Origin of the sequence: Phycicoccus sp. Root101, assembly GCF_001426245.1 — a bacterium.
Classification (GTDB): Bacteria; Actinomycetota; Actinomycetes; order Actinomycetales; family Dermatophilaceae; genus Pedococcus.
Map to the genome: position 1 here is coordinate 17584 of NZ_LMCM01000007.1, position 26388 is coordinate 43971.

27 protein-coding genes and 3 tRNA genes are annotated in these 26388 nt (G+C 69.8%); 18 read left to right on the plus strand and 12 right to left on the minus strand.

What is annotated here, in order from left to right; all coding sequences use genetic code 11:
- Positions 1 to 101: 101 nt before the first annotated feature.
- Complete coding sequence (locus tag ASC58_RS21010) at positions 102 to 677, minus strand: hypothetical protein (protein ID WP_157598453.1); 576 nt, start codon at positions 675 to 677, stop codon at positions 102 to 104.
- Positions 678 to 1064: 387 nt separating this feature from the next.
- On the opposite strand from ASC58_RS21010, the gene ASC58_RS10725 reads away from it, so the two are divergent.
- The 4 genes from ASC58_RS10725 to ASC58_RS10735 are packed head-to-tail and all read left to right on the plus strand — an operon-like array spanning position 1065 to position 3671.
- Positions 1065 to 1478 carry a helix-turn-helix domain-containing protein gene (locus ASC58_RS10725; RefSeq protein ID WP_157598454.1) on the plus strand — a complete coding sequence of 138 codons (414 nt, stop codon included), beginning with the start codon at positions 1065 to 1067 and terminating at the stop codon, positions 1476 to 1478.
- A complete protein-coding gene (locus ASC58_RS21965) occupies positions 1465 to 1974 on the plus strand; it encodes an ImmA/IrrE family metallo-endopeptidase (RefSeq protein ID WP_369796221.1) in 510 nt (169 codons plus the stop codon). The genes ASC58_RS10725 and ASC58_RS21965 overlap by 14 nt, the downstream gene beginning before the upstream one ends.
- Positions 1935 to 3050, plus strand: coding sequence for a DUF6545 domain-containing protein (locus tag ASC58_RS10730; protein WP_056919312.1), 1116 nt, complete (start codon positions 1935 to 1937; stop codon positions 3048 to 3050). The genes ASC58_RS21965 and ASC58_RS10730 overlap by 40 nt, the downstream gene beginning before the upstream one ends.
- Positions 3051 to 3671: a hypothetical protein gene (locus tag ASC58_RS10735; protein ID WP_056919313.1), complete on the plus strand. Its 621-nt coding sequence runs from the start codon at positions 3051 to 3053 to the stop codon at positions 3669 to 3671. It begins immediately after the preceding gene.
- A gap of 590 nt (positions 3672 to 4261) precedes the next feature.
- On the opposite strand, the gene ASC58_RS21625 is transcribed toward ASC58_RS10735, so the two are convergent.
- Positions 4262 to 4594 (minus strand): tyrosine-type recombinase/integrase, encoded by a 333-nt coding sequence (locus tag ASC58_RS21625; RefSeq protein WP_056919314.1) that lies wholly within the window; start codon positions 4592 to 4594, stop codon positions 4262 to 4264.
- Positions 4595 to 4893: 299 nt separating this feature from the next.
- On the opposite strand from ASC58_RS21625, the gene ASC58_RS10745 reads away from it, so the two are divergent.
- Entirely contained in the window at positions 4894 to 5535 is a 642-nt protein-coding gene (locus tag ASC58_RS10745) for a hypothetical protein (protein ID WP_157598458.1), read from the plus strand.
- Between the two features lie 324 nt (positions 5536 to 5859).
- On the opposite strand, the gene ASC58_RS10750 is transcribed toward ASC58_RS10745, so the two are convergent.
- Complete coding sequence (locus tag ASC58_RS10750; protein WP_157598459.1) at positions 5860 to 6219, minus strand: hypothetical protein; 360 nt, start codon at positions 6217 to 6219, stop codon at positions 5860 to 5862.
- 240 nt (positions 6220 to 6459) lie between these two features.
- Here ASC58_RS10750 and ASC58_RS10755 point away from each other — a divergent pair, with 240 nt between their 5' ends.
- Both ASC58_RS10755 and ASC58_RS10760 read left to right on the plus strand, forming a co-directional pair.
- Complete coding sequence (locus tag ASC58_RS10755; RefSeq protein WP_056919317.1) at positions 6460 to 6903, plus strand: YciI family protein; 444 nt, start codon at positions 6460 to 6462, stop codon at positions 6901 to 6903.
- Between the two features lie 6 nt (positions 6904 to 6909).
- Positions 6910 to 8178, plus strand: coding sequence for an RNA polymerase sigma factor (locus ASC58_RS10760; protein ID WP_056919318.1), 1269 nt, complete (start codon positions 6910 to 6912; stop codon positions 8176 to 8178).
- 33 nt (positions 8179 to 8211) lie between these two features.
- Here ASC58_RS10760 and ASC58_RS10765 read toward each other — a convergent pair whose 3' ends face one another.
- Entirely contained in the window at positions 8212 to 9030 is an 819-nt protein-coding gene (locus tag ASC58_RS10765) for an alpha/beta fold hydrolase (protein WP_162246845.1), read from the minus strand.
- 56 nt (positions 9031 to 9086) lie between these two features.
- Between ASC58_RS10765 and ASC58_RS10770 the strand changes: the two genes are divergently transcribed.
- The 10 genes from ASC58_RS10770 to ASC58_RS10815 all read left to right on the plus strand — a co-directional run bounded on the left by ASC58_RS10770 (position 9087) and on the right by ASC58_RS10815 (position 15449).
- Complete coding sequence (locus tag ASC58_RS10770; protein ID WP_056919320.1) at positions 9087 to 10076, plus strand: pirin family protein; 990 nt, start codon at positions 9087 to 9089, stop codon at positions 10074 to 10076.
- Positions 10073 to 10636 carry a hypothetical protein gene (locus ASC58_RS10775; protein ID WP_056919321.1) on the plus strand — a complete coding sequence of 188 codons (564 nt, stop codon included), beginning with the start codon at positions 10073 to 10075 and terminating at the stop codon, positions 10634 to 10636. The genes ASC58_RS10770 and ASC58_RS10775 overlap by 4 nt, the downstream gene beginning before the upstream one ends.
- Positions 10627 to 11157 carry a hypothetical protein gene (locus tag ASC58_RS10780; protein ID WP_157598460.1) on the plus strand — a complete coding sequence of 177 codons (531 nt, stop codon included), beginning with the start codon at positions 10627 to 10629 and terminating at the stop codon, positions 11155 to 11157. Before ASC58_RS10775 ends, ASC58_RS10780 begins: the two co-directional genes overlap by 10 nt.
- A 35-nt stretch (positions 11158 to 11192) precedes the next feature.
- Positions 11193 to 11423 carry a hypothetical protein gene (locus ASC58_RS10785; protein WP_056916325.1) on the plus strand — a complete coding sequence of 77 codons (231 nt, stop codon included), beginning with the start codon at positions 11193 to 11195 and terminating at the stop codon, positions 11421 to 11423.
- The gene (locus ASC58_RS10790) at positions 11420 to 12259 is read left to right on the plus strand and encodes an oxidoreductase (RefSeq protein WP_056919323.1); all 840 of its coding nucleotides are present in this window, start codon (positions 11420 to 11422) and stop codon (positions 12257 to 12259) included. The genes ASC58_RS10785 and ASC58_RS10790 overlap by 4 nt, the downstream gene beginning before the upstream one ends.
- A gap of 46 nt (positions 12260 to 12305) precedes the next feature.
- Entirely contained in the window at positions 12306 to 13748 is a 1443-nt protein-coding gene (locus ASC58_RS10795) for a GuaB1 family IMP dehydrogenase-related protein (protein ID WP_056919324.1), read from the plus strand.
- A gap of 15 nt (positions 13749 to 13763) precedes the next feature.
- Positions 13764 to 14816, plus strand: a complete 1053-nt coding sequence (locus ASC58_RS10800) for a PHP domain-containing protein (RefSeq protein ID WP_056919325.1) — start codon at positions 13764 to 13766, stop codon at positions 14814 to 14816.
- Entirely contained in the window at positions 14813 to 15187 is a 375-nt protein-coding gene (locus ASC58_RS10805; RefSeq protein ID WP_056916321.1) for a GntR family transcriptional regulator, read from the plus strand. The genes ASC58_RS10800 and ASC58_RS10805 overlap by 4 nt, the downstream gene beginning before the upstream one ends.
- A gap of 96 nt (positions 15188 to 15283) precedes the next feature.
- Positions 15284 to 15356: transfer RNA gene (locus tag ASC58_RS10810), tRNA-Glu, on the plus strand.
- 19 nt (positions 15357 to 15375) lie between these two features.
- Positions 15376 to 15449 (plus strand) — tRNA-Asp (locus tag ASC58_RS10815).
- A gap of 56 nt (positions 15450 to 15505) precedes the next feature.
- Here the strand turns inward: ASC58_RS10815 and ASC58_RS10820 are convergent.
- The 8 genes from ASC58_RS10820 to ASC58_RS10855 all read right to left on the minus strand — a co-directional run bounded on the left by ASC58_RS10820 (position 15506) and on the right by ASC58_RS10855 (position 25826).
- Positions 15506 to 16429, minus strand: coding sequence for an NADP-dependent oxidoreductase (locus ASC58_RS10820; protein ID WP_056919326.1), 924 nt, complete (start codon positions 16427 to 16429; stop codon positions 15506 to 15508).
- Between the two features lie 29 nt (positions 16430 to 16458).
- On the minus strand, positions 16459 to 17793 hold the full coding sequence (mmsB, locus tag ASC58_RS10825) for a multiple monosaccharide ABC transporter permease (RefSeq protein ID WP_369796229.1): 1335 nt from the start codon (positions 17791 to 17793) through the stop codon (positions 16459 to 16461).
- Positions 17794 to 17877: 84 nt separating this feature from the next.
- Complete coding sequence (gene mmsA, locus ASC58_RS10830) at positions 17878 to 19410, minus strand: multiple monosaccharide ABC transporter ATP-binding protein (RefSeq protein ID WP_082553252.1); 1533 nt, start codon at positions 19408 to 19410, stop codon at positions 17878 to 17880.
- Positions 19411 to 19577: 167 nt separating this feature from the next.
- On the minus strand, positions 19578 to 20672 hold the full coding sequence (gene chvE, locus ASC58_RS10835; RefSeq protein ID WP_200947805.1) for a multiple monosaccharide ABC transporter substrate-binding protein: 1095 nt from the start codon (positions 20670 to 20672) through the stop codon (positions 19578 to 19580).
- Between the two features lie 93 nt (positions 20673 to 20765).
- On the minus strand, positions 20766 to 22271 hold the full coding sequence (gene araA, locus ASC58_RS10840) for an L-arabinose isomerase (protein WP_056919327.1): 1506 nt from the start codon (positions 22269 to 22271) through the stop codon (positions 20766 to 20768).
- Entirely contained in the window at positions 22268 to 22960 is a 693-nt protein-coding gene (locus tag ASC58_RS10845; protein WP_056916316.1) for an L-ribulose-5-phosphate 4-epimerase, read from the minus strand. The genes araA and ASC58_RS10845 overlap by 4 nt, the downstream gene beginning before the upstream one ends.
- On the minus strand, positions 22957 to 24630 hold the full coding sequence (gene araB, locus ASC58_RS10850; protein WP_056919328.1) for a ribulokinase: 1674 nt from the start codon (positions 24628 to 24630) through the stop codon (positions 22957 to 22959). Before araB ends, ASC58_RS10845 begins: the two co-directional genes overlap by 4 nt.
- Before the next feature lie 164 nt (positions 24631 to 24794).
- Complete coding sequence (locus tag ASC58_RS10855; protein ID WP_056919329.1) at positions 24795 to 25826, minus strand: LacI family DNA-binding transcriptional regulator; 1032 nt, start codon at positions 25824 to 25826, stop codon at positions 24795 to 24797.
- 270 nt (positions 25827 to 26096) lie between these two features.
- Between ASC58_RS10855 and ASC58_RS10860 the strand changes: the two genes are divergently transcribed.
- A tRNA-Phe gene (locus ASC58_RS10860) sits at positions 26097 to 26173 on the plus strand.
- Positions 26174 to 26388 lie beyond the last annotated feature (215 nt).

The window sequence follows — 26388 nt, forward strand, 5'->3', positions numbered from 1 at the left end:
ACTCGTGCCGGGAAGGCATGTGACCGGCAGGGCCGCTGCGTACTCTGGCGCTGCCCAACCAAGCAGTGCAACAGCAATCGCTAGGGCGGACGGGGCGGGCCTCAGCATGGCTTCCCCTTGAGCTTGTCGACGGTGACGAAGAACCCCTGCGGCGCCTTCACAACGGTGTAGGGATACCGCTGACGATCTGGGCGCTCCGGCCGCACGACGGACTTGCCCGCCTTGTCCACGATGTTGACCTTGCTGACGTCGATGCACGCGGAAACCGAGAAGGCCTTACCGTTCTTCGTGGTCGCGGTCGGAGAGTCAACAATCGTTCGACCCACCAGGGTCCAGCCTTTGGCTTGATAGGTTCCAAGGGTGTTGCGGGCCTGAATCGCCGCTTGGTCGCGTGCCACGTTGGCGACTTGGTTCAGACTCTTCGTCGGATCGGCGGCTAGCTCGTCGAGGACACCCCAGTAGCGCCCAATCGTCTCCTCCGCCGACGTGAGATCCTTCTCGGCCGGAGTGAGCGACGTTGGGGACGACGTGGTGCCAGTCGTCGAGGTGGGCGCCACGGTGGTGCTGGTTGTCGAGGTCGCTGAAGGTGGCGCGGGGTCGTTGCAGGCCGAGGTCAGCACCACTGCGGACAGGGTCACGGTGAGACCGACGGCGCAGCTTCGGCTTCGGGTCGCCATCTGTTCCTCCTCGACTTCCTTGCTCTAAGGCTCCGAATGGCCCCTGAGGGGACACCTACGGCTGAGTCGATCGCGAGCAACCAGTGCTCTACCGGCGCCACAGAACGCACCCTCTAGGCGTGATCTCACAGCGTGTACCTCGCGAGGCTGCTGCCGCGACCAGCCGGAGGCAGCGGGGATTTGGCTTTCATCGAGGTCGCGGCTGGTCGCCAAGGGCCTCGACAGGAGGTAGTGGTCGGCGTCCACCCCTCGGGGTTGGCCTGCGTTTGGGGAGTCCGGTGAAAGCACCACCCCAAACATGATAGACCATCGGCGCGTTTGATGCTTTTTTGGCTTAACTTAATATATCTGGAGATGCATTTCGTGGGGCGTGAGTACTATCGGACTATGGACAGTGCGGGCATCCCAAATCTCGCGAACAAACTCCAGCGCCTCTTCCGGACCATCCCTCAGCCCGACGGACGGGGCTGGTACACGAATGAGGTCGTGGTACGTGAACTGGCTGCCGACGGCGTGCCCGTAACAGTTCAGCACCTCAGCAACCTGCGTAACGGTCGTCGCGACAACCCGTCAGCGCGCCTCCTCGCGGGCATCGCGAAGGTCTTCGGCGTCCCCGTGGGCTACTTCTTCGACAGCGCCGAGGAGAAGCGCGTGAATGAGGACCTTGAAACCCTCTCTCAGCTTCGTCGTATGGGCGGCCTGCGCCTCCGCGGAGACCTAGATGCGGAAGGTCTGGTGCAACTGCTCGGCGCGCTCAAGGAGATTCAGCGCATGGAAGGCAAAGGCAATGGCGAGGAGTGAACGTCATCGCGCGAGCGTTCGGCTGCGCCAGGCGGTGCGCACGGGGCGGGCTTTGATCCGCGAGAGCGGCACGATCGACGGCCTGGTTGACAGCTTGGCTCGTTCCCGCGAGAGGGACGTGCGAGTCATTGAGGTCCCTCTAACGGGTAACGCGCCCTCGGGCGCCTGGATCCCCACCCTCCAGTACGACTACTTGCTCGTCCCATTGGGTGCGTCACCGACCAGGCGCTGTGCCGTCCTCTGCCACGAAGTTGGTCACCTACTGCTGCACCACGACCCGGCGTTCCACAGCAGCCTGAACCCGAAACTTCTTGCCGCCCTAGCACCCTCTCTCCCAATAGACACGACGCGGAAGATGCTGCAACGCACCGGGTACAGCAACCACGAGGAAGCTGCAGCTGAGTACGTCGGAACATCACTCGCGGTCGCACTCGATGACTGTGCCCGCGCGGCAGAGTGGCAAGCCTCTTCAAGGTTATCCACGCGACTGAGATGACCGCTCTCGAAGTGCTCACGGTCGCGGCGCTCTGGGGCGCTGGGGCTTACAGAGGCGTCCGGGCACTCCGCAGACCCGCCACCTGGCGCACCGCTTTGGCAGTCTCCGTGATGGCGCTCGCCATGGCCGCCACCGCTCACTTCAACCGCATCCGGCTGGACGAGTGGGTGAACATCTCCAACGTCACAAACCTTGGCAGCCGCTTAGCGCTATGCGTTGCCGTGGCCAGCGCGCAGATCTACCTCTTGGGCACTCGTCACTCGGACATACCTGACGGCCAACGCCGCACCGTCTACGCCGTCAGCGCGGCCACGGCGGCAACATCCTCCGCGGCGTGGCTCGCAGCCCCGATCCACACCGTCGAGCTAGCAGACCTGGGCGAGGCCCCCCGCCACTTGGCAAGCCTCGTCTACATCGTGACGATCTACCTCTACCTAGCATGGTTCGAGGTTGGCGTGGCCCGCTACGCCCACCAGAGCTTTCGTTCGGCTCGGGGCACAGACCCTCCGGCAGCCGTGGCCATAGCCCTCATCGGGGCCTCGGCCTGGTCCGGGATCGCGGTCCTCTTGATGTGGACGACGCACAGTTCCGTCGCCCAGATCGTAGGGCGGTCGACGCCCTACCTCGACCGCACAGCGACCCTGCTCTTCCCAGTTCCTCTCATCTTGTTGGCGTCCGGCCTGCTCGCGCTCCCGGTACTGCCGGCACTCGCGCACCGTCTGGCAGCACGACGGCTGACCATCAGGCTGGATCCTCTGTGGCGGCTGATCGTGAACCAACATCCCCATGTGCAGCTCCCGCTACGGCAGGACCGGATCACGCAAGTTCTCGATCCGCGGCTCAAAGCTCAGCGACGCCTCATCGAGATCTCCGATGGACTCGAGGAACACCAAGTCGCAATGCCGAGCACCCTCATGGAACTCGCTCGGGCCATGGGTAAACCTCTGGCCAGGATGCCAGGTGCCGTCTCCGCGAAGGACGCCCTGACCCAGTTGGACCGGGCACCGTGGCCCCGCCCACTACTCAGCCTGAGCGACGCCCTCAGAAGCGCCGAACGCTCGCCAAGGAGAGACTGAATGCGGACCGATGTGGACGACCATTCGCGGTTGAACAACGCCCGAAGCACCCCTGCGGCCCGGCTGATCGCAGGTGCCCTGACACCCGCGAACGTAGTCCTTGCGCTCATGGCCTACCTCGCCGTCAAGTACACCGCCAGCCTGTTGGCCGCTGCCGCGTGGTGGCTAGCCGCTCTCGTTCTCGTGGTTGGCGTTCCCTACCTCATCCTCTTCCGCGCCCTTCGTAACGGATCGGCCGACGATCGACAGGTCGTCCGCCGCTCTCAGCGACCCGCCCTTATGGCATCCGCCGCCGGCGCGGTCACCTTCGCGCTGGTCGTGCTGTACCTGGCCGGTGCTCCCCGGCCACTGGTCTGGCTCATCCTTGCGATGATCTGCGGTCTCGTCGCCATGGGGCTCACCACCATGGTGTGGAAGGCCTCGATGCACATGGCCGTCGCCGCTGGGGCAATCGCCGTTCTCGCCATCGAACTTCCCAGCGCCGGCATCGCCGCAGCCTCGCTCTTGCCGGTGCTCGGATGGGCAAGGTGGCGCGACGGACGGCACAGCGTCATGCAGCTGGCAGGTGGAGCCGTCATTGGCGCCGCCGTCGCCGGCGTCGTGTACGGCTTCCTCCGGTGACGCCGTAACCATGTCTGCCTCAAAACGGACTTCGGCTCACGCTCCACCATGCTTGGCGGCTTGCACTACTCGCCCGAACACGGACGCGTCGCCCTCACCGTCCCAGGCATGACCGACTTCCTTCGCCGCCGGGACCCCACGATTCTTCGCAGCCGGTGACGCATCGACCCGGTCAGATTCATCGGCAGGCCCCACAGCCGGTCCGCGCCGCGTCACGCTCGGCGCGATCGGACAACGCTGACCCGGCGGCACTCTGCACAACGTGTCTTGAGATGCCCGCGCCGGCCAGCAAACCGCCACCACGGAGTGCATGGGCGTGCCCGGTTACTCACGTCGGCCTCGGGGCCGGAGGCCGCGGTGCAATAGTGGTGCAGTTGCCGGCTTCCGCCCGAAGGCTCATCTACGTATGCTGAGCGTGCTTGAGCACGACTAGCGACCGTACGAGTCCGTCTGAGACTGGGTCCTGAGAACTTTTAATCCGTAGGTTGTGGGTTCGAGCCCCACGGGGCCCACAAACACGCAGGTCAGCGCCCTGACTAGTGCAGTCAGCCGCTCGATGGGCGCCCAGCAGGACACGAAGCAGGACACGCTCACGGCGCCTCGCCCAGCTCAGGACCGCGGCCGGCGTCCGGGTCGAAGCCCTCCAGCGCCAGTGCCACGCTCGGGTCGACGGCTCGCCGGCCCAGGTAGACGTCCTGGGTCATGGACACGCGGGAGTGCCCCAGCTGGTCAGCGATCAGCCGTGCCGTCGCGCCACTGCCGTCCAGCAGGGTCGCGACCGTCTTGCGGTAGGTGTGCGGCTTCACCCAGTCGAACTCGGTGCCGGCCCGCACCTCCCGGAAGGCCCTGCCGGCTTTGTTCCGATCCCGGTAGCCACCCTTGCTGCCGGCGAAGACCGGGCCGTCGAAGGCCCCCAGTCGCACGCGCCGAGCCTTCAACATCGCTAGGCCCCACCCGGGCAGGAGCAGCACGCGGTACGACGTCTTGGACTTGAGTCGCGACGCGCGCAGCCCTTTGCCCTTAACCCGGATGACCCAGCCCTCACGATCAGCGCCACAGCAGTCGTCAGACCCGTGTGGTTGGCTCCCGCACCGGCATCGCAGCCGGTCGCCGTCGCTTCCTCATCCGTTCGGTCACTGCGCAGACCCGCGGCCTCACCCGTTTGGTTGGAGTGCAGCCGATCGATGGGAAGCAGGGTCGTCCATTGCCTATACATGACGAAATGTCCGATCCGAATCCTGAGCTGATGTACCAGCAGCTGCGCCACACCGCTGATGCGCGGCTGTCGAAATGGAAGCGGCTCAAACTTCTTCGCTGGGCTTCTCGGCTTATGGCCTACTTCGGCACGGTCATCGCCATGATCGGAGGCAACTTCGTCCGTGGCTACCGTGACTTGAGCGGCGGGCGTTTGGACAAGTGGGCGGGATGGCCACCGTGTCGGATGTGTGGCAAGCAGTTGCCCCAACGGTGCGCCTACTGCGTGCACTGTTTTAGCTTCACCCCTGTGGACATCCGCATCCCGTCGCGAAACAGCTCTGTCGTCCTCTTCACCACACCTGGCATGGCCGCCGCCATTTCCATCGGTGATGCGGTGCTGACGGGCTCGCTGCAGCGTAGAGCGGTGACAAGGGCGGTAGGCCTGGAGCGCGTTTCCATGCTCCCGGGGGCAATCGTGGTCGTTCCCCTTCTTGTCCTGTCGGGCTACCTGAATGGCAGCGGTCACTCTGCCTTGTCGTACACCGCTGGAATCGGTGGGCTCGCCCTGTGGCTCCTGCTGTGGCTCTGGGGCAGCGCTTCCAAGGAACTCCTGCAACGGGAGCTTGACGCTCGCCTCTTCCAAGCAAAGATGGCAGAAAGCCGTTGAACCTCCTCGCTGTGGGCAACTGCCATCTCGGCCTTCGTTGGCCGGGCGCACCCCATGGGCTCCATCGGCCACCAAGAGCCGACGTGGCAAGCGCCGATGCGGAAGGACACCGAGCAGGACACGAGGGCCGATTCGCGACCCGAACAACCACGACCACGCACCAGCCACCAAGCACGGAAAAGCGGCCAAAATCCTCACGAACGCACACCTGACGGGCACTCCGTAGGTTGTGGGTTCGAGCCTCACGGGGCCCACCTGACGTGCTCTTCGGCTTCACCTGCCGCTCGACGGTGTTTTCGGTTGGTCCCTGACACCACCATCCCGCTACCGGCAGCCGGGAGGCTCCCGGTCGTCAGCGTTCCGCTGGAACACGACCTCCTCCCCGTGGGCGCGGAAGACCGCCCGGCTTGCGGACTCGAGGGTCAGGCGTCCTTGCTGGTACGGGTCGTCCCAGCCGGGTGGCGCTGACCCACCTTCCCCGGTGGAAAGGGGTTCCTGGGCCGTCCACCAGTGGCCGCCGATGCGCGCGTGCTCGACCCCGCAGTGGGTGAGCGCGTAGAAGGTCACCGTCTCGCCGGCGGGAGGCACGGTCTCCGAGTAGGCCGCCAGCACCTCCCGGTCGGGAAGCCCACCGGAACCACTGCACGCGGACACCAGCGCCACGAGCACGCCTGCCAGCACCACGTTCGACATCCTCGACACGGCCACTCGCCTCACCCCGTCCGTCAGTATCGGGGCGCACCCACGGAATGCGCGAGAGTTCGTCGCGGACAGGACTCGAACAGTGATCCCGGAAGGAACCGGACCGGACGAGAAATCTCGGCCCAACCGTCAGAGGATGTCGAGGACGCCGCCGCAGCCTCGTCCTCGGGGTGTCCGTGCACCGCGCGACCGCGCACCGCACACGAGAACGGAGAAACGCCCATGACCCGCTACCTGCTCGCGGTCGACTTCCAGTCCGGCCCCGACGACACCCCGATGGAGCAGTGGCAGCCCGAGGAGGTCACCGCCCACCTCGACTACTACCGCGCCCTGTACGCCGAGCTCGAGGCCTCCGGTGAGCTGGTCGACCACACGATCCTCACCGGACCCGACCTCGCCAAGGTCGTCACGTCCGACGGCACCCGGTCGGTGGTCACGGACGGCCCGTTCCAGGAGATCAAGGAGTGGGTCGCCGGCTTCCAGATCGTCGACGTGGAGACCGAGGAGCGCGCCCTCGAGATCGCCGCCCGCGTGTCCGCGGTGCCCGGTCGCGGCGGGGTCCCCACCCAGCAGCCCATCCAGGTGCGCCGCGTCATGGACGAGGGCCCGGCCGATGCCGCGGCGATGGACGACTTCCTCGCGACCGTGACCCACGACCACCACTGAGCCGGCGTGACCGACGCCGATCACGAGGTCGAGGACCTGCTGCGCACCCTGGCGCCGCAGGTCCTTGGTGCCCTCGCGCGTCGCACGGGTGACTTCGACGCGTCCGAGGACGCCGTCCAGGAGGCGTTGATCGTCGCGGCGGACCGGTGGCCACGCGACGGCATACCCGAACGTCCGCGCGGGTGGCTCCTGCAGACCGCGCAACGAAAGCTCGTGGACCACTGGCGCAGCGACGACGCGCGGCGGCGGCGCGAGCGCCTCACCACCGCCCGCGAGGTGGTCGGTGGCCCCGAGGTCGTCAACCACGACGACACCCTGACCGTGCTCCTCCTGTGCTGCCACCCCGCCCTCACCCCCGCGTCCGCCATCGCGCTCACGTTGCGTGCCGTCGGTGGCCTGACCACGGCGCAGGTCGCGAGCGCCTTCCTGGTGCCCGAGGCCACGATGGCGCAACGGATCAGCCGGGCGAAGGCAACCATCCGCGCGGCCGGTGCCACCTTCGAGGAACCCGGCGCGGAGGAGCTGCCGCAGCGGGTGCGTTCGGTGCTGCGCGTCCTCTACCTGGTGTTCAACGAGGGGTATGCCGCGAGCAGCGGGGAGGGCGTGCACCGCACCGACCTCACGGACGAGGCGATCCGCCTCACCCGCGCCGCCCACCGTCTGCTGCCCGCCGAGCCCGAGGTGACGAGCCTGCTGGCGCTCATGCTGCTCACCGACGCGCGCAGGTCGGCGCGCACCACCCCGGCGGGCGACCTGGTGCCCCTCGCAGAGCAGGACCGCCGACTGTGGGACCGGGACAAGATCCGCGAGGGGACGGCACTCCTCGACGGGACCCTGGGTGCGGGAAGGGGGTTCATCGGCGAGTACCAGGTGCAGGCCGCCATCGCGGCCGTCCACGACCGCGCGGAGAAAGCAGCCGCCACCGACTGGCCGCAGGTCCTCGCCCTCCAAGGGATGCTCGAGGACCTCACGGCCAACCCGCTGGTGACGCTGAGCCGGGCCGTGGCGACCGCGAACGTCCACGGACCCGAGGCAGGTCTCGCTGTTCTCGACGGCCTCGGGGAACGGCTCGACGGGTCCCACCGGTTCGACGCCGTGCGGGCCCACCTGCTGGAGCTGGCCGGATGCGACGAAGAGGCGGCCGCGGCATACCGAAAGGCGGCCGCGCGCGCCACGAACCTCCAGGAGCAGCGCCACCTCTCGGCCCGGGCGGCGCTCGCCGCGCACCGAGCGCCGGCACCGCGGCTCGACCGCGTGGCGCACCGCACCGACTGAACGGCGGACCTGCGGAGGGCCCGACCGACCTCGTCAGACGGCGGCTGAACGCACGAGTGCCGCGACCTCGTCGGGATGGGGGAAGACGTTGTTGTGCGAGCCCACGAGGACGTGCGCCCGGCCGCCGGCACCGGCCCTCGCCGCCAGCTCGCCGAGCCATTCGGGAGGAGCGAACGAGTCCGCCTCGCCCGCCGTCGTCGTCAGCGGGACGCGGAGGTGCTCCACCCGTTGCTCCGGTCGGTGCCGGAGGCCGGAGACGACGAGGCGGACCACATCGGTGCGGACCCGGGCGAGGTTCTTCAGGACGACCAGCTCGGTCGGCGGGTCCTTGCGCCAGGCGGTCAGCCCCGCCGGGACGAGGTGGCGCAGGTGCCGCTGGGCAGGGGTGAACGTCGGCCCGGCCATGACCAGGGCGCCCACCCGACCGGTGTGCTGGACGCCCAGCACGACCTCGAGCGCGACCTGGGCGCCGGTCGAGTGGCCGAGCACCACCACCGGCCCACCGGCGGTGAGGGGGGTGCCGACGAGGGAGCCGCTGGCGGCTGAGACAGCGACGAGCTCGATGAGCCACTGCTGCCCGGCGGTCGACAGACCCGGGATGGTCGGGCGCACGCGTCGGCGGCGTCCGCGGAACGCCAGCGCGTCGAACACCACGACCTGCACGCCACCTCCCGCCAGGGTGCGGGCCAGGGGCGTGAGGTAGCGCGGCAGGCCCAGACCCGGGAAGACGACGACGGTCGCCGTCGCCGCCCGCTCCGCCGGGGAGAACCACAACGAACGCACCGGACCTGCCTCGAGCTCGTGCCAGCGCACGCCCTCGACGACACCGGGCACCGTCCCAGCTGCAGCCACCTGCCCACCCCCTCTCGCCTCACCCTCGCACAGGGTCGGCGGTGCAGACTGTGCGGGTGAGCAATCTCGAGACCGCCCCCGAGGAAACCGCGTGCACGGACGGCCCACCGGTCGGCGAGGTCGAGGTCCTCGAGCCTCGCGACGTCCCCCTCGGCGGCCCCCGGGCGATGACGGTGAGGCGCACCCTGCCCCAGCGGCAGCGGTCGCTCATCGGCGCGTGGTGCTTCGCCGACCACTACGGGCCCGACGACGTCGCGTCGTCCGGCGGCATGGACGTGCCCCCGCACCCGCACACCGGGCTGCAGACGGTCAGCTGGCTCTTCGCCGGGGAGGTCGAGCACCGCGACAGCCTCGGCACCCACGCGGTGATCCGCCCGGGTGAGCTCAACCTCATGACCGGTGGGCACGGCATCGCCCACTCCGAGGTCTCCACGCCCGGTACGAGCGTGCTGCACGGGGCCCAGCTGTGGGTGGCGTTGCCGGACGCAGATCGCCACGCCCCCAAGGACTTCCAGCACTTCGCCCCGACGCCCGTCCGGCTCGACGGCGCGACGATCTCGGTCTTCCTCGGCAGCCTCGCCGGCCAGACGTCACCGGTCGTGACCTTCACGCCGCTGCTCGGCGCCGAGGTGGTGCTTGACGCGGGGGCGACGGTCGAGCTCGGTCTCGACGCTGCATACGAGCACGGGGTGCTGGCCGACACGGACGGGCTCACCGTCGACGGCACGGACCTGGCTCGCAGCGCCCTGGCCTACCTGCCCACGGGAGGCGCCCGCCTGACCCTCACCAACCGCAGTGACGAACCGGCCCGGGCCCTGCTGCTCGGCGGCGCACCGTTCGACGAGGACATCCTCATGTGGTGGAACTTCGTGGGGCGCACCCACGAGGAGATCGTCGAGGCGAGGGAGGAGTGGATGGCGCACTCCGATCGGTTCGGTGAGGTGGAGGGGTATGCCGGCGATGTCCAGCACCTGCCCGCCCCCGCATTGCCCGCGGTGCGGATCCGCCCGCGCCACAACGCTTCCCGCGCCCACCGGGACTCGTGAAGCGAACGACGGCGATCCGGCTCGACGAGACCGCCGCGATCCTGCTGACGGTCGGCCTGTTGGCCCTGCTCGTCTTCGCGGGCTATGCGTTCGTCCCCCGCACCAAAGCCCTGTCGGCCGACTGGTCCGCACCGGCCACGGACGGCGACGTCGTGGCAGGGCGGACCCTCGTCAGTGGCGGCAACGCGGCCCTCGACCTGCGCACCGGGAAGTCGGTCCGGCTGGGCTCGGTGGTGGGCGGCGACGCCGCCTACGCCGACGGTCGCCTCGTCGTGGTCAAGGGTGAGCGCGTGGACTCGGTGCGGCTGGACGGCTCGGCCCGCTGGACCTGGCGGGCCACGACCGGCCACGTCGTCACCCCCCTCGCCGCCTCCGGGGGCAGCACCTTGGTCGCCGACTGCCCGGACGCGCAGCGCCGGACCTGCCGCCTCGTCGGGATCGACGGTGCGGGGAAGCAGGACTGGGAGCAGACCGGCGCCGAGCGCCCCCCCCCGCCCCGGCCGGGGGATCCCTACCACGGGTGCACGCGCAGCGGGTCGAGGGGGGCGGGGTGCTGCTGACCGACCCGACAAGCGGACGGACCTCGTTGCAGCCGGGCTCCTCCTTCGTGGCGGTCCCCGACGGGCCCGTCGTCGTCCCCGTGGTGCAGGACGCGCAGTGCGTCGTCTCCCTGTATGCCGAGCTCGACCCCCTGTGGACCCGTGTCCTCGGACCCTGTCCCGGAGGACGGCTCCCCGAGGTCGCCGTGCGTGGCGAGGGCGTCGTCCTCACGTGGCCCGGACGGACCGAACGCCTCTCGACGGCCACCGGTTCGAGCCTGCCGCCGCGGGCCCCGTCCACCGTCCCCGGAGCGCTCGCCGCCGCGGGGACGGTGGTGGCGACCCGCCGGGTCTACTCCCCCCGCGACCGGGTCATCCTGCCCTGGCAGGATCGCAACGGGCTCGAGCTGCGCGATGCGGCCTCGGGGGACGTGCGGGCCCGGCTGGTGACCGACGAACCGGTCGCCCTCCTGCTGCTCGAACCCCGGGCTGTCGTCGTCCGCGAGGGCGACCGCATCGTCCGCTACGACGTCGACGACTGACCGGTCCGGAGCCACGCATCGGTCACACTGGTGCCATGAACACCGCACCCGGCGACCGCACCGCCACCCGTCGACCGTTCGTCGTCCCGTTCCTGCTCGGCCTGTGCAGCCTGCTGCTGGTCCGCGGCGGGCTGGAGAAGTTCGTCCCCGGCGTGAACGAGTGGGTCGTCTTCGTCGCGGGCCTCGCCGTCGGGTGGGGCGTCTTCACCCTGGCCGAACGCGTCATCGTCCGGCGCGCCGCAGCGAAGCAGGAGGGTCTCAAGTGACGGCCTCCCCCACCGGCGCGGTCCTCGTCACCGGCTGCTCGTCGGGGATCGGCGCGGCAACGGCGGACCTCCTCGTCAAGGCCGGGCACACCGTCTACGCGACGGCCCGCCGCACCGACACCCTCGCCGGGCTCGAGGCCGCGGGCGCGCGCGTCCTGCCCCTCGACGTCACGTCCGAGGACTCCATGTCGGAGGCCGTCCGCACCGTCGAGGCTGAGCACGGCCGGGTCGGCGTGCTCGTCAACAACGCGGGTTACGGCGAGTACGGCACCATCGAGGAGACCGACCTCGACCGGGTGCGGATGATGTTCGAGACCAACGTCTTCGGCCTCTCCCGCCTGACCCAGCTGGTCCTCCCGGCGATGCGCGAGGCGCGCGCCGGACGCATCGTCAACATCGGCTCGATGGGTGGCAGGTTCACCTGGCCGGTGGGCGGCTACTACCACGCGACCAAGTACGCGGTGGAGGCCATCACCGACGCCCTGCGCAACGAGGTCCGCCCCTTCGGCATCCACGTCAGCCTCGTCGAACCGGGCCTGATCCGGACCAGGTTCGAGGAGACGGCCCTCACCTCCGACGCCGCCACGGTGGACGACGACTCCCCGTATGCCGCGCTGCTCACCGCGAGCGCGAGGGCCACCGCGAGCGGGTACGCCAACCCGAGGCTGGCCACGGGGCCTGAGTCGGTGGCCCGGGCCGTGCTCAAGGCGGTCGAGTCGAGCAGCCCCCGGTCGCGGTACGTCATCACGCCCGCCGCACGCGCCATGATCGCCGCCCGCACGCTCGGTGGGGACCGCGTCTGGGACGGCATCGTCCGGCAGCAGTTCAAGGGATAGCGAGCACGAACCGGGGCCGGACGGCCTTCACGCCTAGACTTCCGGCGTGCAGTTCCTCAACGGTCTCCAGCCCCAGTTCGACCTGACGTACGACGACGTCTTCATGGTCCCGAGCCGCTCGGACGTCACGAGCCGGCTCGACGTGGACCTGTCGACCGCCGACGGCAGTGGCACGACGATCCCTCTCGTCGTCGCCAACATGACCGCGATCGCCGGTCGCCGCATGGCCGAGACCGTCGCGCGCCGTGGCGGGATCACGGTCATCCCGCAGGACATCCCCGTCGACGTCGTGACCGAGGTGACCTCGTGGATCAAGTCCCGGCACCTCGTCCACGACACCCCGATCACCCTGTCCGCGCATGAGACGGCCGGCGCGGCCTTGGGCCTCCTGCCCAAGCGGGCGCACGGCGCCGCGGTCGTCGTCGACGAGTCCGGCAAGCGCCCGATCGGTGTCGTCACCGAGGCCGACCTCACCGGGGTCGACCGGTTCACCCAGGTGGGCGAGGTCATGACGGCCCACCCCGTCCTCGTCACCGACGGCACCGACCCGGAGGAGGCGTTCAACACCCTCGCGACCACGCACCACCACGTGGCCCCTGTCGTCGACGCCGCGGGCAACCTCGTCGGCATCATCACCCGCGCCGGCGCGCTCCGCGCCCGCCTCTACTCCCCCAACACCGACGCCCGTGGCCGCCTGCGCATCGCCGCCGCGGTCGGCATCAACGGTGACGTCGCAGCCAAGGCCACCGCCCTGCTCGACGCCGGGGTCGACCTGCTCGTCATGGACACCGCGCACGGCCACCAGGAGAAGATGCTCGACGCCCTCAAGGCCGTCCGCGGGCTCGACCCGCAGGTGCCCGTCGCGGCCGGCAACGTCGTGTCGGCGGCCGGGGCACGCGACCTCATCGAGGCCGGTGCCGACATCGTCAAGGTCGGCGTCGGACCCGGCGCCATGTGCACCACCCGCATGATGACCGCGGTCGGCCGGCCGCAGTTCTCCGCCGTCCTCGAGTGCGCCGCCGAGGCCCGCAACCACGGCAAGCACGTCTGGGCCGACGGCGGGGTGCGCCACCCGCGCGACGTCGCCCTCGCCCTGGCTGCCGGCGCCTCCAACGTCATGATCGGCTCGTGGTTCGCCGGGACGCTGGAGAGCCCCGGCGACCTCTACACCGACGAGCGCGGCCGCCGCTACAAGGAGTCCTTCGGCATGGCCTCGAGCCGCGCGGTCCGCAACCGGACCGCGACGGACACGGCATACGAGCGGGCTCGCAAGGCCCTCTTCGAGGAGGGCATCTCCTCCGCACGGATGTTCATCGACCCGGCCCGCCCCAGCGTGGAGGACGTCATCGACCAGATCGTGGCCGGGGTGCGTTCGAGCTTCACGTATGCCGGTGCGCGCACCGTCGAGGAGTACGCCGAGCGTGCGGTCGTGGGGCTGCAGAGCACGGCGGGGTTCGCCGAGGGCCGACCGCTGCACACGTCCTGGTGAGCAAGGGATCCACCCGTGGTTGCCACAGTCACCCCGCTCTCGGCCCCTGTCGCGCCCGACGAGGCGCTTCGACGCATCGCGTTCCTGCTGGAGCGGGAGCGGGCGGGGTCGTACCGTGTCGAAGCGTTCCGCAAGGCCGTCGTCACGGTCCGTGAGACTCCCTCGGACGAGCTCGCCGAGCGGGCGGCGGCCGGCACCCTGCAGGAGCTGTCCGGCATCGGGAAGTCCACTGCCGGGGTGATCGCCGAAGCGGTCGCCGGCGAGCTGCCGGCCTACCTGGACACGTTGCAGGACAAGGCGAAGCCCCTCGTGAGCGGCGGCGAGGACCTGTTCGCGGCCCTGCGCGGCGACTGCCACTCGCACTCCAGCTGGTCCGACGGTGGCAGCCCCATCGAGGAGATGGTGCTCACGGCCGTCGAGCTCGGCCACGAGTGGCTCGTCCTCACCGACCACTCGCCGCAGCTTCGCGTCGCGAACGGCCTCACCGTCGAGCGCCTGACCAAGCAGCTCAAGGTCGTCGACGCCGTGAACGCCTCACTGGGCGACGGGTTCAGGCTGCTCAAGGGCATCGAGGTGGACATCCTCGACGACGGCGGGCTGGACCAGACCGAGGCCATGCTGGCGCAGCTCGACCTCGTCACCGCGAGCGTCCACTCCAAGCTGAAGATGAACGCCGCACCCATGACGAAGCGGATGGTCGCCGCCGTCTCCAACCCCCGCGTCAACGTCCTCGGCCACTGCACCGGCCGCCTGGTCGAGGGCAGCCGCGGAACTCGTCCGCAGTCGGACTTCGACGCCCGCGCCGTCTTCCAGGCCTGTGCCGAGCACGGGACCGCGGTCGAGATCAACAGCCGCCCGGAACGCCAGGACCCGCCTGACGACCTGCTCCTGATGGCCCTGGAGATCGGGTGCCTGTTCGCCGTCGACTCCGACGCGCACGCCCCAGGCCAGCTCGAGATGAAGGCCTACGGCTGCGAGCGGGCCGAACGGCTCGGTGTGCCCGCTGACCGCATCGTCACGACGTGGGACGTGGACCGGCTGCTGGCCTGGACCCGGGGCGACGCGTGAGCGCCCCGCGCATCACCGTGGACGACGCGGCCGGCATCGCCCCGTTCGAGCAGGTCCGCGAGCAGTTCGCCGACCTCATCGCCTCCGGCGCCCTCGCCGAGGGCGACAAGCTCCCGACGGTGCGCGGCCTGGCCGCGGACCTGCAGCTGGCACCGGGCACGGTGGCCCGCGCCTACAAGGAGCTCGAGGCGCAGGGCCTCGTGGTCTCGCGCAGCCGCGCCGGCACCGTCGTCGCCCCCAGCGCGCAGGCCGCCGAGGTCGCGCTGCGCCACCTCGCCGACGCCCTCGCCGAGCGCGCCGTCCAGGCCGGGGCGGACGACGCGGCCGTGCTCGCGATCGTGCGATCGGCCCTCTCGGAGGCTCGCCGTTGACCCCGTTTTGGAGTTCACGGCATTCAACCCCTATGCTTTCCGAGTCCTCGACGGATCCGAGCTGCTGCTCGCTAGCGGCGAGGGACCGTTCGTTCGGTCCCCATCGTCTAGCGGCCCAGGACCCCGCCCTTTCACGGCGGTAGCACGGGTTCGAATCCCGTTGGGGATACGCACCACAGCACCACCAAGGCCCCGTAGCGCAGTTGGTTAGCGCGCCGCCCTGTCACGGCGGAGGTCGCCGGTTCGAGCCCGGTCGGGGTCGCTCGAGAAACAAGAAGGCCCACACGAGAGTGTGGGCCTTCTTGCGTCTCCGGCTGGTCAGCTGCGGACCTCGATGATGACCTTGCCGCGGACGTGGCCGCCCGCGCTGGTCGTGAACGCGTCCGCCGTCTGGGCCAGCGGGAACACGTCGGCCACCGGGACGGTGAGCTTCCCCGCATCGGCGAGGTCGGCCAGGGCCGCGAGGTCGTCGGAGTTCGGGCGCACCCAGAGGTAGAGACCGCCCTCCTCGAGCACCTCGGCCTCGACGACGGACCCGTGACGACCACCGTCGGCGAGGACCGCCTTGGTCGTGTCGAGCACGCCACCCACGAAGTCGGCCACCACGTCGACGCCGTCGGGCGCCAGCCCACGCACGCGCTCGGCCAGCCCGTCGCCATACGTCACGGGCTCGGCACCCAGGCCGCGCAGGAACTCGTGGTTCTTCTCGGAGGCCGTGCCGATCACGCGCGCCCCGAGGGACGTCGCGATCTGGACGGCGAGGATGCCCACGCCCCCGGCCGCGGCGTGCACGAGGACCGTGTCGCCCGCCTTCGTGCCGAGCCGCGTGAGCAGCTGGTATGCCGTGAGGCCGGCGAGCGGGAGGCCGGCGGCCTGGTGCCAGTCGAGGGCCTTGGGCTTCTTCGCGACCGTGCGCGCGGGAGCCGTGACGAGCTCGGCGTACGTGCCACCGTGGACCCAGTCCTTGCGGGCGTAGGCGATGACCTCGTCGCCGACCTCGAACTCAGGGGTGTCGAAGCCGACCTTCTCGACGACACCGGAGACGTCCCAGCCGGGGATGGCGGGGAGCTCGGCGTTCATCATCGGGTCGAGGTAGCCGGCCACGATCTTCCAGTCGACGGGGTTGACCGACGCGCTGCGCACGCGGATCAGGACCTCACCCGGCCCGACCTTCGGGTCAGGGACGTCGGACAGGGTGAGGACGCTGGGGTCGCCGTACTCGGCGTAGGTGATGGCCTTCATGCCTGCGACAACGGCGACGGCCCCGGGGGCTATTCCGGGCGGCGCTCGTCCGCGCTCGCCGGGTCGAGGCCCTCGGGAAGGCCCTCCTCCCGCCGCCGGGCCACGTGGGTCACCCCCGTCGGGGTGGCGACCTCGTCCGCCCTGACCGGAGTGGGCGACGCCGTTGTGGCCGCCGTCGGGCCACTGCGCCCGCCGAAGCCCTTCATGAGCATCCCGATGAAGCTCGGCTTCCCCTGCGACTTGCTGTAGACGTCGAAGGCCACCGCGCCCAGCAGGACCAGGCCCTTGATGATCTGGACGAAGTTCGAGTCGACGCTCATGTTGGCGAGACCGAGGTTGAGCACGCCCATGACCAGTCCACCGATCATCGACCCCGTGACGGTGCCGACACCACCGGCGACCGCCGCGCCACCGACGAACACCGCAGCGATGGCGTCCAGCTCGAAGTTGACCCCGTCCTTGGGGTTGGCGGCGTTGAGGTAGGCGGTGAAGACCATGCCGGCGATCGCCGCGAGGACACCCATGTTCACCATGACGAAGAGGTCGACCCGTCGGGTGTCGACGCCCGAGAGGCGGGCGGCGTTCGCGTTGCCGCCCACGGAGTAGATGTGGCGGCCGAGGACGGTCCGCTGCGTGACGAAGGTGTAGAAGATGATGAGCGCGCCGAGGATCAGGCCCACCACGGGGACACCCTTGTACGACGCCAGGAGCAGGCCGAAGGTCATGAGCAGGCCGCACACCACGACGAGCTTGACGATGGTGAGCGCCATGCGGGGGACGACCATCCCGTAGGTGCGCAGGTCGGCCCGCTTCTTGAGCTCCAGCCAGACGATCACGGCGACCGCGAGCAGCGTGAGGACCAGCGTGGGGTTGTGGTACCCCGTCACCGGCCCCATCTCGGGCAGGTAGCCGTTGGCGATCTTCTGGAACGACTCGGGGACGGGGATGCTCTCGGCGTTGAGGATCATCAGGTCCAGGCCGCGGAAGAGCAGCATGCCGGCCAGCGTGACGATGAAGGCGGGGATCCCGACGTAGGCGACCCAGAAGCCCTGCCACACCCCGACCAGGATGCCCAGCGCCAGGCCGAGCAGGATCGCGGCCGGCCACGGCAGGTCGAACCGCTGCATCGACAGGGCCACGGTCGCGCCCACGAACGCCGAGACGGACCCGACCGACAGGTCGATGTGCCCGGCGATGATCACCATGACCATCCCGATGGCCAGGATGAGGATGTAGCCGTTCTGGACGAGCAGGGAGGTGACGTTGCGCGGCTGCAGGAACAGTCCGTCGGTGAAGATCTGGAACATCACCACGAGCAGCAGGAGCGCGATCATCATCCCGTACTGGCGGATGTTGCCGCTCATCGTGCGACGGATCTCGACCGCCAGCGAGGTGGTGGGAGCCGCTCGCTCCTCCGTCCGCGGGGGTGCGGTGTGGGTGGCCATGGCTCAATCTGCCTTTCGCTGGGTCATGAAACGCATGAGGACTTCCTGGTCTGCCTCGGCCCGGGGGACGTCGGCGGTGATGACGCCCGCGGAGAGGGTGTAGATGCGGTCGCAGAGGCCGAGCAGCTCGGGCAGCTCGGAGGAGATCACAAGCACGCCGCGCCCGCTGTCGGCGAGCTGGTTGATGATCTCGTAGATCTCGTACTTGGCCCCGACGTCGATGCCGCGGGTGGGCTCGTCGAGGATGAGGACGTCGGGTTCGGTGAACATCCACTTGCCGAGGACGACCTTCTGCTGGTTGCCACCCGACAGCTTGCCGACGCCCGCCTCCACCGACGGCGTCTTGATGTTCATGCTGGTGCGGTAGCGGTTGGCCGCCACCACCTCGGCGTGCTCGTCGACCCGTCCCCTGCGCCGGATCTTCTTGAGCCCGGCAGAGGTGATCGACACCTTGACGCTGTCCAGCAGGTTGAGGCCGAGGCTCTTGCGGTCCTCGGTGACGTAGGCGAGGCCTGCGTCGATCGCCTGCTGCACCGTGTTGGCCTTGACCGGCTTGCCTTCCTTGAGCAGCTCGCCGGTGACCTTGCGACCGTACGACTGCCCGAACACGCTGCGCGCCAGCTCGGTGCGGCCCGCGCCCATCAGGCCGGCGAGCCCCACGATCTCGCCGCGGCGCACGGTCATCGAGGCGCCCTTGACGACGAGGCGGGACGAGTCGTCCGGGTGGGCGACCGTCCAGTCGCGGATCTCCAGCAGGGTCTCCCCCACGGTGGACTCGTGCGGCGGGAAGCGGTGGTCGAGGTCGCGGCCGACCATCCCGCGGATGATGCGGTCCTCGTTGACCTCGCCACGTCGCACGTCGAGGGTCTCGATGGTGCGCCCGTCGCGGATGATCGTGATCGAGTCGGCGATCTCCTCGATCTCGTTCAGCTTGTGGGAGATCATGATCGAGGTGATGCCCTTGGCTTTCAGCCCGAGGAGCAGGTCCAGGAGGTGCCGGGAGTCGGTGTCGTTCAGCGCGGCGGTCGGCTCGTCGAGGATGAGCAGCTTCACGTCCTTGGCCAGGGCTTTGGCGATCTCGACGAGCTGCTGCTTGCCGATGCCGATGCTCCGGATCGGGGTGGCGGGGTCCTCCTGCAGGCCCACCCGCGCGAGGAGCTCCAGGGCTCGTTGTCGCGCGGCGTTCCAGCTGATGACCCCGGCCCGGCTCTGCTCGTTGCCGAGGAACAGGTTCTCCACGATCGAGAGCTCGGGCACGAGCGCGAGCTCCTGGTGGATGATGACGATCCCCGCGGCCTCGCTCTCGCGGATACCCTTGAACTCGCAGGGGCTCCCCTCGAACTCGATGTCGCCCAGGTAGGTGCCGTGCGGGTAGACCCCGGACAGGACCTTCATCAGGGTCGACTTCCCGGCGCCGTTCTCGCCGCAGATCGCGTGGATCTCGCCGCGCTGGACGTCCAGGCTGACGTCCGAGAGTGCCTTGACTCCCGGGAACTCCTTGGTGATGGACCGCATCGACAGGATGGGGTTGGTCATCGGCATGCCTCGTCGCATCGTCGGGTGGGACCGCGCGGTCCCGGGAGAGGTGCTGGGCGGAACCCGGTGGCAGTGGCTGCATGGTGCCGCTGCCACCGGGTGGCCCGGGGAGTGCCGGTGGCAGCGGCGGAGACGTGCCGCTGCCACCGGACCTCAGTGGTGACCGGCTACTTGAGCTGGTCCTCGGTGTAGTACTTCGCGTCCAGCAGGACCTTCGAGACGTTGTCCTTGTTGACCGAGACCGGCTCGAGCAGCTGGGTCGGCACGGTCTTGACACCGTTGTTGTACGAGGACGTGTCGTTGACGGTCACGGTCTTCTTGTCGGCGATTTCCTGGATCATCTTCACCGTGGCCTGCGCCAGGTCACGGGTGTTTTTGAAGACGGTGGAGTACTGCTCGCCCGCGAGGATCGACTTGACCGACTCGAGCTCGGCGTCCTGCCCGGTGACGACCGGCAGGGTCTTTCCACCGCTGCCGTAGCCGCTGCCCTTGAGCGCCGCGATGATGCCGCGGGAGAGGCCGTCGTACGGGGACAGCACCCCGTTGACGTCCTTGTTGGAGTAGGACTTGGTCAGCAGGTTCTCCATGCGCTTCTTGGCGACCGCGGCGTCCCAGCGCAGGGTGGCCACCGTCTTGAACGCGGTCTCGCCCGAGGCGATCTTGATCTCGCCGGCATCGATCTTCGGCTGCAGGACCTGCATCGCGCCGTTGAAGAAGAAGGTCGCGTTGTTGTCGTCCGGCGAACCGGCGAAGACCTCGACGTTCCACGGCTTCGGCGCGCCGCTGGCCGCGAGCCCCTCGAGGAGGGACTCGGCCTGCAGCTTGCCGACCTTGAGGTTGTCGAACGTCGTGTAGTAGTCCACGGCGTCGGTGTCACGAAGCAGCCGGTCGTAGGCGATCACGGGGATGCCGGCGTCCTTGGCCTCCTTGAGGGCGCCCTTGAGAGCCGTGCCGTCGATCGAGGCGACGACCAGGACCTGGTTCTGCTTGGTCACCATGTCGTTGACCTGGGTGACCTGGGTCGGGATGTCGTCGTTGGCGTACTGGAGGTTGACCTTGTAGCCGGCCGCCTCGAGCTGGGACTTGATGTAGTCGCCGTCCTTGATCCAGCGCTCGGACGTCTTGGTCGGCATGGCGACCCCGATCGTCCCCTTCTCGGTCGAGCCGCTCTTGGCGGCACCCCCGGTGTCGGTCTGGCGACCGCACGCACTCAGGCCGAAGGCCAGGGCCCCGGCCGCTACGACCGCAACGATTCTGCGCACCACTGTGTGCTCCATTCTTGTGCAGGCCAACCTGCCCTTGTGCCGGTTGATCCAGATGTTGTGCGTATTCAGTTGTCCTGCAACGGCTTCCGATCAGGCGAGCCCTTGGGCGAGCCGGTGGTAGGCGTTGTTCCACCGCAGCTCGCGACCGAAGCCGCGCACGGTGGTGTCAGCGTCGATGTGGGCGAGCTCCACGCCCGCCATCTCGCTGAAGTCCTCGAGGTGCTCCCGGTCCAGCGCGGTCGACAGGACCGTGTGGTGGGGGCCGCCGGCCATGAGCCACGACGTGGTGGAGGTGCGCAGGTCCGGCTGCGGGCGCCACACGGCTCGCGCCACCGGCAGCCGGGGAAGGTCCTCGGGGGGCGTCACGACCTCGATGTCGTTGGCCACCAACCGGAACCGGTCTCCCATGTCGGCCATGCCCACGGTGAAGCCGGAGCCCGGGGCAGCGGTGAACACCAGGCGTACCGGGTCCTCACGTCCACCGATGCCGAGCGGGTGGATCTCCACCGTCGGGCGGGCCGCCGCGATCGAGGGGCAGACCTCGAGCATGTGCGCGCCCAGGATGAGCTCCGCGCCCGGGGCGAGGTGGTAGGTGTAGTCCTCCATGAAGGACGTGCCGCCAGGCAGGCCGCGACCCATGACCTTGAGCCCGTGCAGCAGGACCGAGGTCTTCCAGTCGCCCTCGCCGCCGAAGCCGTAGCCGTCGGCCATGAGGCGCTGGACCGCGATGCCGGGGAGCTGGCGCAGGCCCCCGAGGTCCTCGAAGTTCGTCGTGAACGCCCCGTAGCCACCCTCGACGAGGAACTGTCGCATGCCCAGCTCGATCCGCGCGGCATACCGCAGCGAGTCGTGCCGCTCGCCGCCCGCGCGCAGGGGCGCGGCCACGTCGTACTCGTCGGCGTAGGTGGCGACGAGCGCGTCGATGTCGGCATCGCCGATGGCGTCGACCACGGTGACGAGGTCGTTGACGCCATAGGTGTTCACCGAGACGCCGAACCGGCGCTCCGCCTCGACCTTGTCACCGTCCGTCACCGCGACGTTGCGCATGTTGTCGCCGAAGCGCACCAGTCGCAGCGACCGCACCGCCGCGAGACCGCAGGCCGCCCGGCTCCACGCGGCCACCCCTGCCAGGACGGCCGGGTCGCTGACGTGGCCGGCGACGGTCTTGCGGGTGACCCCGAGCCGGGACTGGACGTACCCGAACTCCCGGTCGCCGTGCGCGGCCTGGTTGAGGTTCATGAAGTCCATGTCGATGCTGGCCCAGGGCAGGTCGCGGTTGACCTGGGTGTGCAGGTGCAGCAACGGCTTCTGGAGCCGCTCGAGTCCGGAGATCCACATCTTGGCGGGCGAGAAGGTGTGCATCCAGGCGATGACCCCGACGCAGCTGTCGTCGCTGTTGGCCTCGAGCATCACCCGCCGGATGGCGTCGGCGTCAGTGAGGACCGGCTTGGCCACGACCTCGGCGATGATGCCGTCGTGACCCGCGAGCGCGTCCGAGATCGTCGCCGACTGGGCCGCCACCTGGGCCAGGACGTCGTCCCCGTAGAGGCCCTGGCTCCCGGTGAGGAACCAGACGTGTGCAGGGGTCGCGGTCATGGTGTGGTGTCCTTCTGTCCGTAGACGTTCTGGTAGCGGTCGTAGAGCTGGGTGACGTCGGCCTGGTCCAGGGGCCAGGTCCGCCCCAGCTGCTGGGCGACGTGCACGGTGCGGGCCACGTCCTCGAGCATCACGGCCGCCTTCACCGCTGCGCGGGCGGTGGCGCCGATGGTGAAGGGGCCGTGGCCACCCATGAGGACGGCCGGCGACCGGTGCCCTCGCAGGGTCGAGACGATGCCGCGCCCGATGGAGTCGTCGCCGATGAGGGCGAACGGACCGACGGGGACGTCGCCGCCGAACTCGTCGGCCATCATCGTCAGGACGCAGGGAATGGGCTCGCGTCGGGCGCACCACGCCGTCGCGTAGGTCGAGTGCGTGTGGACCACGCCGCCCACCTCCGGCATCTCCCGGTACACGTAGGCGTGGGCCGCGGTGTCGGAGGACGGCGAGCCGTCACCCTGGACCACCCGGCCCTCGAGGTCGCAGACGACCATGGCCTCGGGGGTCAGCTCGTCGTAGGAGATGCCGGACGGCTTGATCACGAGAAGGTCGGCGCCCGGGACGCGCGCCGAGACGTTGCCCGCGGTCCACACCACGAGCTGGTTGCGCGTGAGCTCGGCGTGCAGCTCGGCCACCTCGGCCCGCAACCGGTCGACCGTCGCGCGGACGGTGCCGGGGATGGTCGTCATGCCCCCACCGCCCGCCGCTGGAGGGCCCGCAACCGGCGCATCACGTCGGTCCCGCCCCGCCCGAAGTGGTCGTGCAGGGCGCGGTACTCCGCGTACAGCTCGTCGTACGCGGCGGCGTTGGCCGCGATCGGCTCGTATGCCGCGACGCGGCGCCCGCCCATGGCCTGGGCGGCCTTGTGGATGTCGGGGTAGGCCCCGGCAGCCACCGCAGCGTGGATCGCGGCACCCAGGGCGGGGCCCTGCGTGGAGGAGATGACCGACAACGGCATACCGAGGACGTCGGCGTAGATCTGCATGAGGAGCTCGTTGCGCATCAACCCGCCCGCGACGATGAACTCGGTCACGGGGACGCCCGAGTGGGCGAACGTCTCGACGATGGTGCGCGCGCCGAACGCGGTGGACTCGAGGAGCGCCCGATAGTTGTCCTCCGGCCGGGTCGCCAGCGTCTGGCCGACGACCAGTCCCGAGAGCTCGTGGTCGACCAGCACCGAACGGTTGCCGCTGTGCCAGTCGAGGGCCACGAGACCGTGCCCACCGATCGGCTGGCGGGCCGCGAGCTCGGTCAGGTGCTCGTGGACCGAGAGGCCGCGCTCGGCGGCTGCGGCGTGGTACTCCGGCGGCACACCGTTGCCGACGAACCAGCCGAAGATGTCACCGACCCCGGACTGCCCCGCCTCGTAGCCCCAGAGGCCGGGGACGATCCCGCCCTCGACCACGCCACACATCCCGGGGACCTCGCGCAGGACCGCTGCGCTCATGACGTGGCAGGTCGAGGTGCCCATGATGGCCACCATCTGTCCGGCGTCGACCGCCTGGGCGGCCGGGGCGGTCACGTGGGCGTCGATGTTGCCGACCGCGACAGCGATCCCCTCCGGCAGCCCGGTCCAGCGCGCCGCCTCCGCGGTCAGCGAGCCCGCGGCCTCGCCGAGCTGCCCGATCCGGTGGGCCAGCTTGTCCTCGACGAAGGAGGCGAACTCCGGGTTGAGGGCGGTCAGGAACTCGCGCGACGGGTACTCCCCGTCCTGGTAGATGCCCTTGTACCCGGCGGTGCAGGCGTTGCGGACGTAGGTACCGCACAGCTGCCACACGATCCAGTCCGCAGCCTCGACGAAGTGGGCCATCGCGGCATACACCTCGGGGGCCTCCTCGAGGATCTGCAGACCCTTGGCGAACTCCCACTCCGAGGAGATCAGGCCGCCGTAGCGCGGCAGCCAGCGCTCGCCGCGCTCCTTGGCGAGGACGTTGATGCGGTCGGCCTGCGCCTGGGCCGCGTGGTGGCGCCAGAGCTTGACGTAGGCGTGCTTCTCGGACGCCCCGGAGGCGGTCTCGCACAGCGGCGTCCCGTCCGAGGTGACGGGGAGCATCGTGCAGGCGGTGAAGTCGGTGGCGATGCCCACGACGCTGCCCGGGTCGATCCCGGCCGCTGCGAGGGCCTCGGGGACCGCGGTGCGCAGGACGTGCACGTAGTCGGTGGGCACCTGCAGCGCCCACTCCGGGGGGAGCTGCTCGCCGCTGCCGGGCAGGACCTCCGAGACGACCCCGTGGGGGTAGGTCGCGACGGCGGTCCCGAGCTCGGCGCCGTCGCTGACCCGGACAACCAGGGCCCGACCGGACAGGGTGCCGAAGTCGACACCGACCACATGGGTCTCCCGGGCTTCCGGCTGGGCCATCGTGAACTCCTCATCGAGTCGGTGTTAGCGCTAACGCTGTGCAGAAGTTAGCGCTAACACCGCCCTGCGTGTCAAGGGTTTCGCTCGAACTTCCCGTCGAGCGAGGTGGACGAACACCTCGGGGGCGACGGCTCGGACGCCGCTCGGACCCTTCCGCAGAGGGCTCAGGCGCGGGCGCGTCGGGCGGTCGAACCCCGCACCACGAGCTTCGGCGGGACGAGGACCGCGCCGTCGCCCGGCTCGCCGTTGATGGCGCCGAGCAGCTCCCGCAGCGCCGCCCTCCCGAGGGCGACGAAGTTCTGGTGGACCGTGGTGAGCGGCGGGAAGAGGTACTCCGCCTCGGGCAGGTCGTCGAAGCCCACGACACTCACGTCCTCGGGCACCCTGCGCCCGGCCTCGGCCATGGCCCGCAGGACCCCGATGGCCATCTGGTCGTTGGCCACGAAGACCGCGCTGACATCCCGGTCGGCGGCCAGCCCGACACCGTGCCGGTAACCGCTCGAGGCGGTCCAGTCCCCCGTGAGCACCGGCCCCGGCGTCAGCCCAGCGGAGGCGAGCGCCGAACGCCAGCCCTCGAGGCGGCACTCCGCCTGGTACCAGTTGGCCGGCCCGCCGATGTGGGCGATGTGGCGGTGCCCGAGGTCGATGAGGTGCTGGGTCGCCAGCCGCGCACCCTGCGCGTGGTCGACCCCCACGCTGAGCCCGGCCCGAGCAGGGTCGGAGTCCAGCACCACCAGGGGCAGCGGCACCTGGGCCCCGGGGCCGAGGTCCAGCCCGGCGTCGTCCGGGGCGATCATCACCAGCGCCTCCACGGACTCGCCGATGAGGTGCTCGATCGCGTCCTGGGTCGCCCGGTTGCTCGCCTCGGGACTCGTCTCGGACACCGACACGAGGACCAGGCTGTAGCCCTCGGCGCGGGCCGCCGCCTCGAGGCCCACCACGGTGCTGGAGGGCCCGAAGTAGCCGAGCCCGGCGACGACGACCCCGATCGTCCCGGACCGCCTGGTGGCCAGGGCCCGTGCGGCACTGTTGCGCCGGTACCCCAGCTGGTGGATCGCCTCGAGGACGCGGTCACGGGTGGCGGGAGCGACGCTCGGCGACCCGTTGACCACCCGCGAGACCGTCTGGTGGGAGACGCCGGCGACCTCGGCCACGTCCTGGAGGCTCGGGCGACGACGCGGTGCCGGCTTCGTCATGGCGCTCCTCGGGGACCGGTCGGGGGACTGGGGGTAGACACGGGCGGGGTCGGTGCCGTTGCCTCGCGGCAGACTCTAGGACCTGCGGAGCCCGCGTCGGCATAACGCCTGCACCGAGGGGCGGTGTGGCGCTCCGCGAGCCCCAGCCGACGCCCGAGAGGGCGTCACCACCACCGTTGGCGATGGGATATGATCGACGCGCCGCGACAGGCCTACCCCGGAGATCAACCGGAGCAGACCGGTCGCGAACGCATGTTGTGCGTGCTTCACGGCCAGGTAGCTCAGTTGGTACGAGCGTCCGACTGAAAATCGGAAGGTCGGCGGTTCGACCCCGCCCCTGGCCACCACGAGGAACCGCCGCCACCCGTGAGGTGGCGGCGGTTTCGTCCTGTCCGAGCCAGTTCGCACGCCCTGCGGGGCTGTGCGTCCTGCTCGCGACGCGCCCGCAACACGGCGGTTGCTGGGCAAAACCAGCACAAATAACTGCCGTTTCGCCCAGCAACTGCCGTCTTGCCGTGTCGTCCGGGACCGGCAGGTCGGCTGGGAAGTCGGCCCAGCGGTC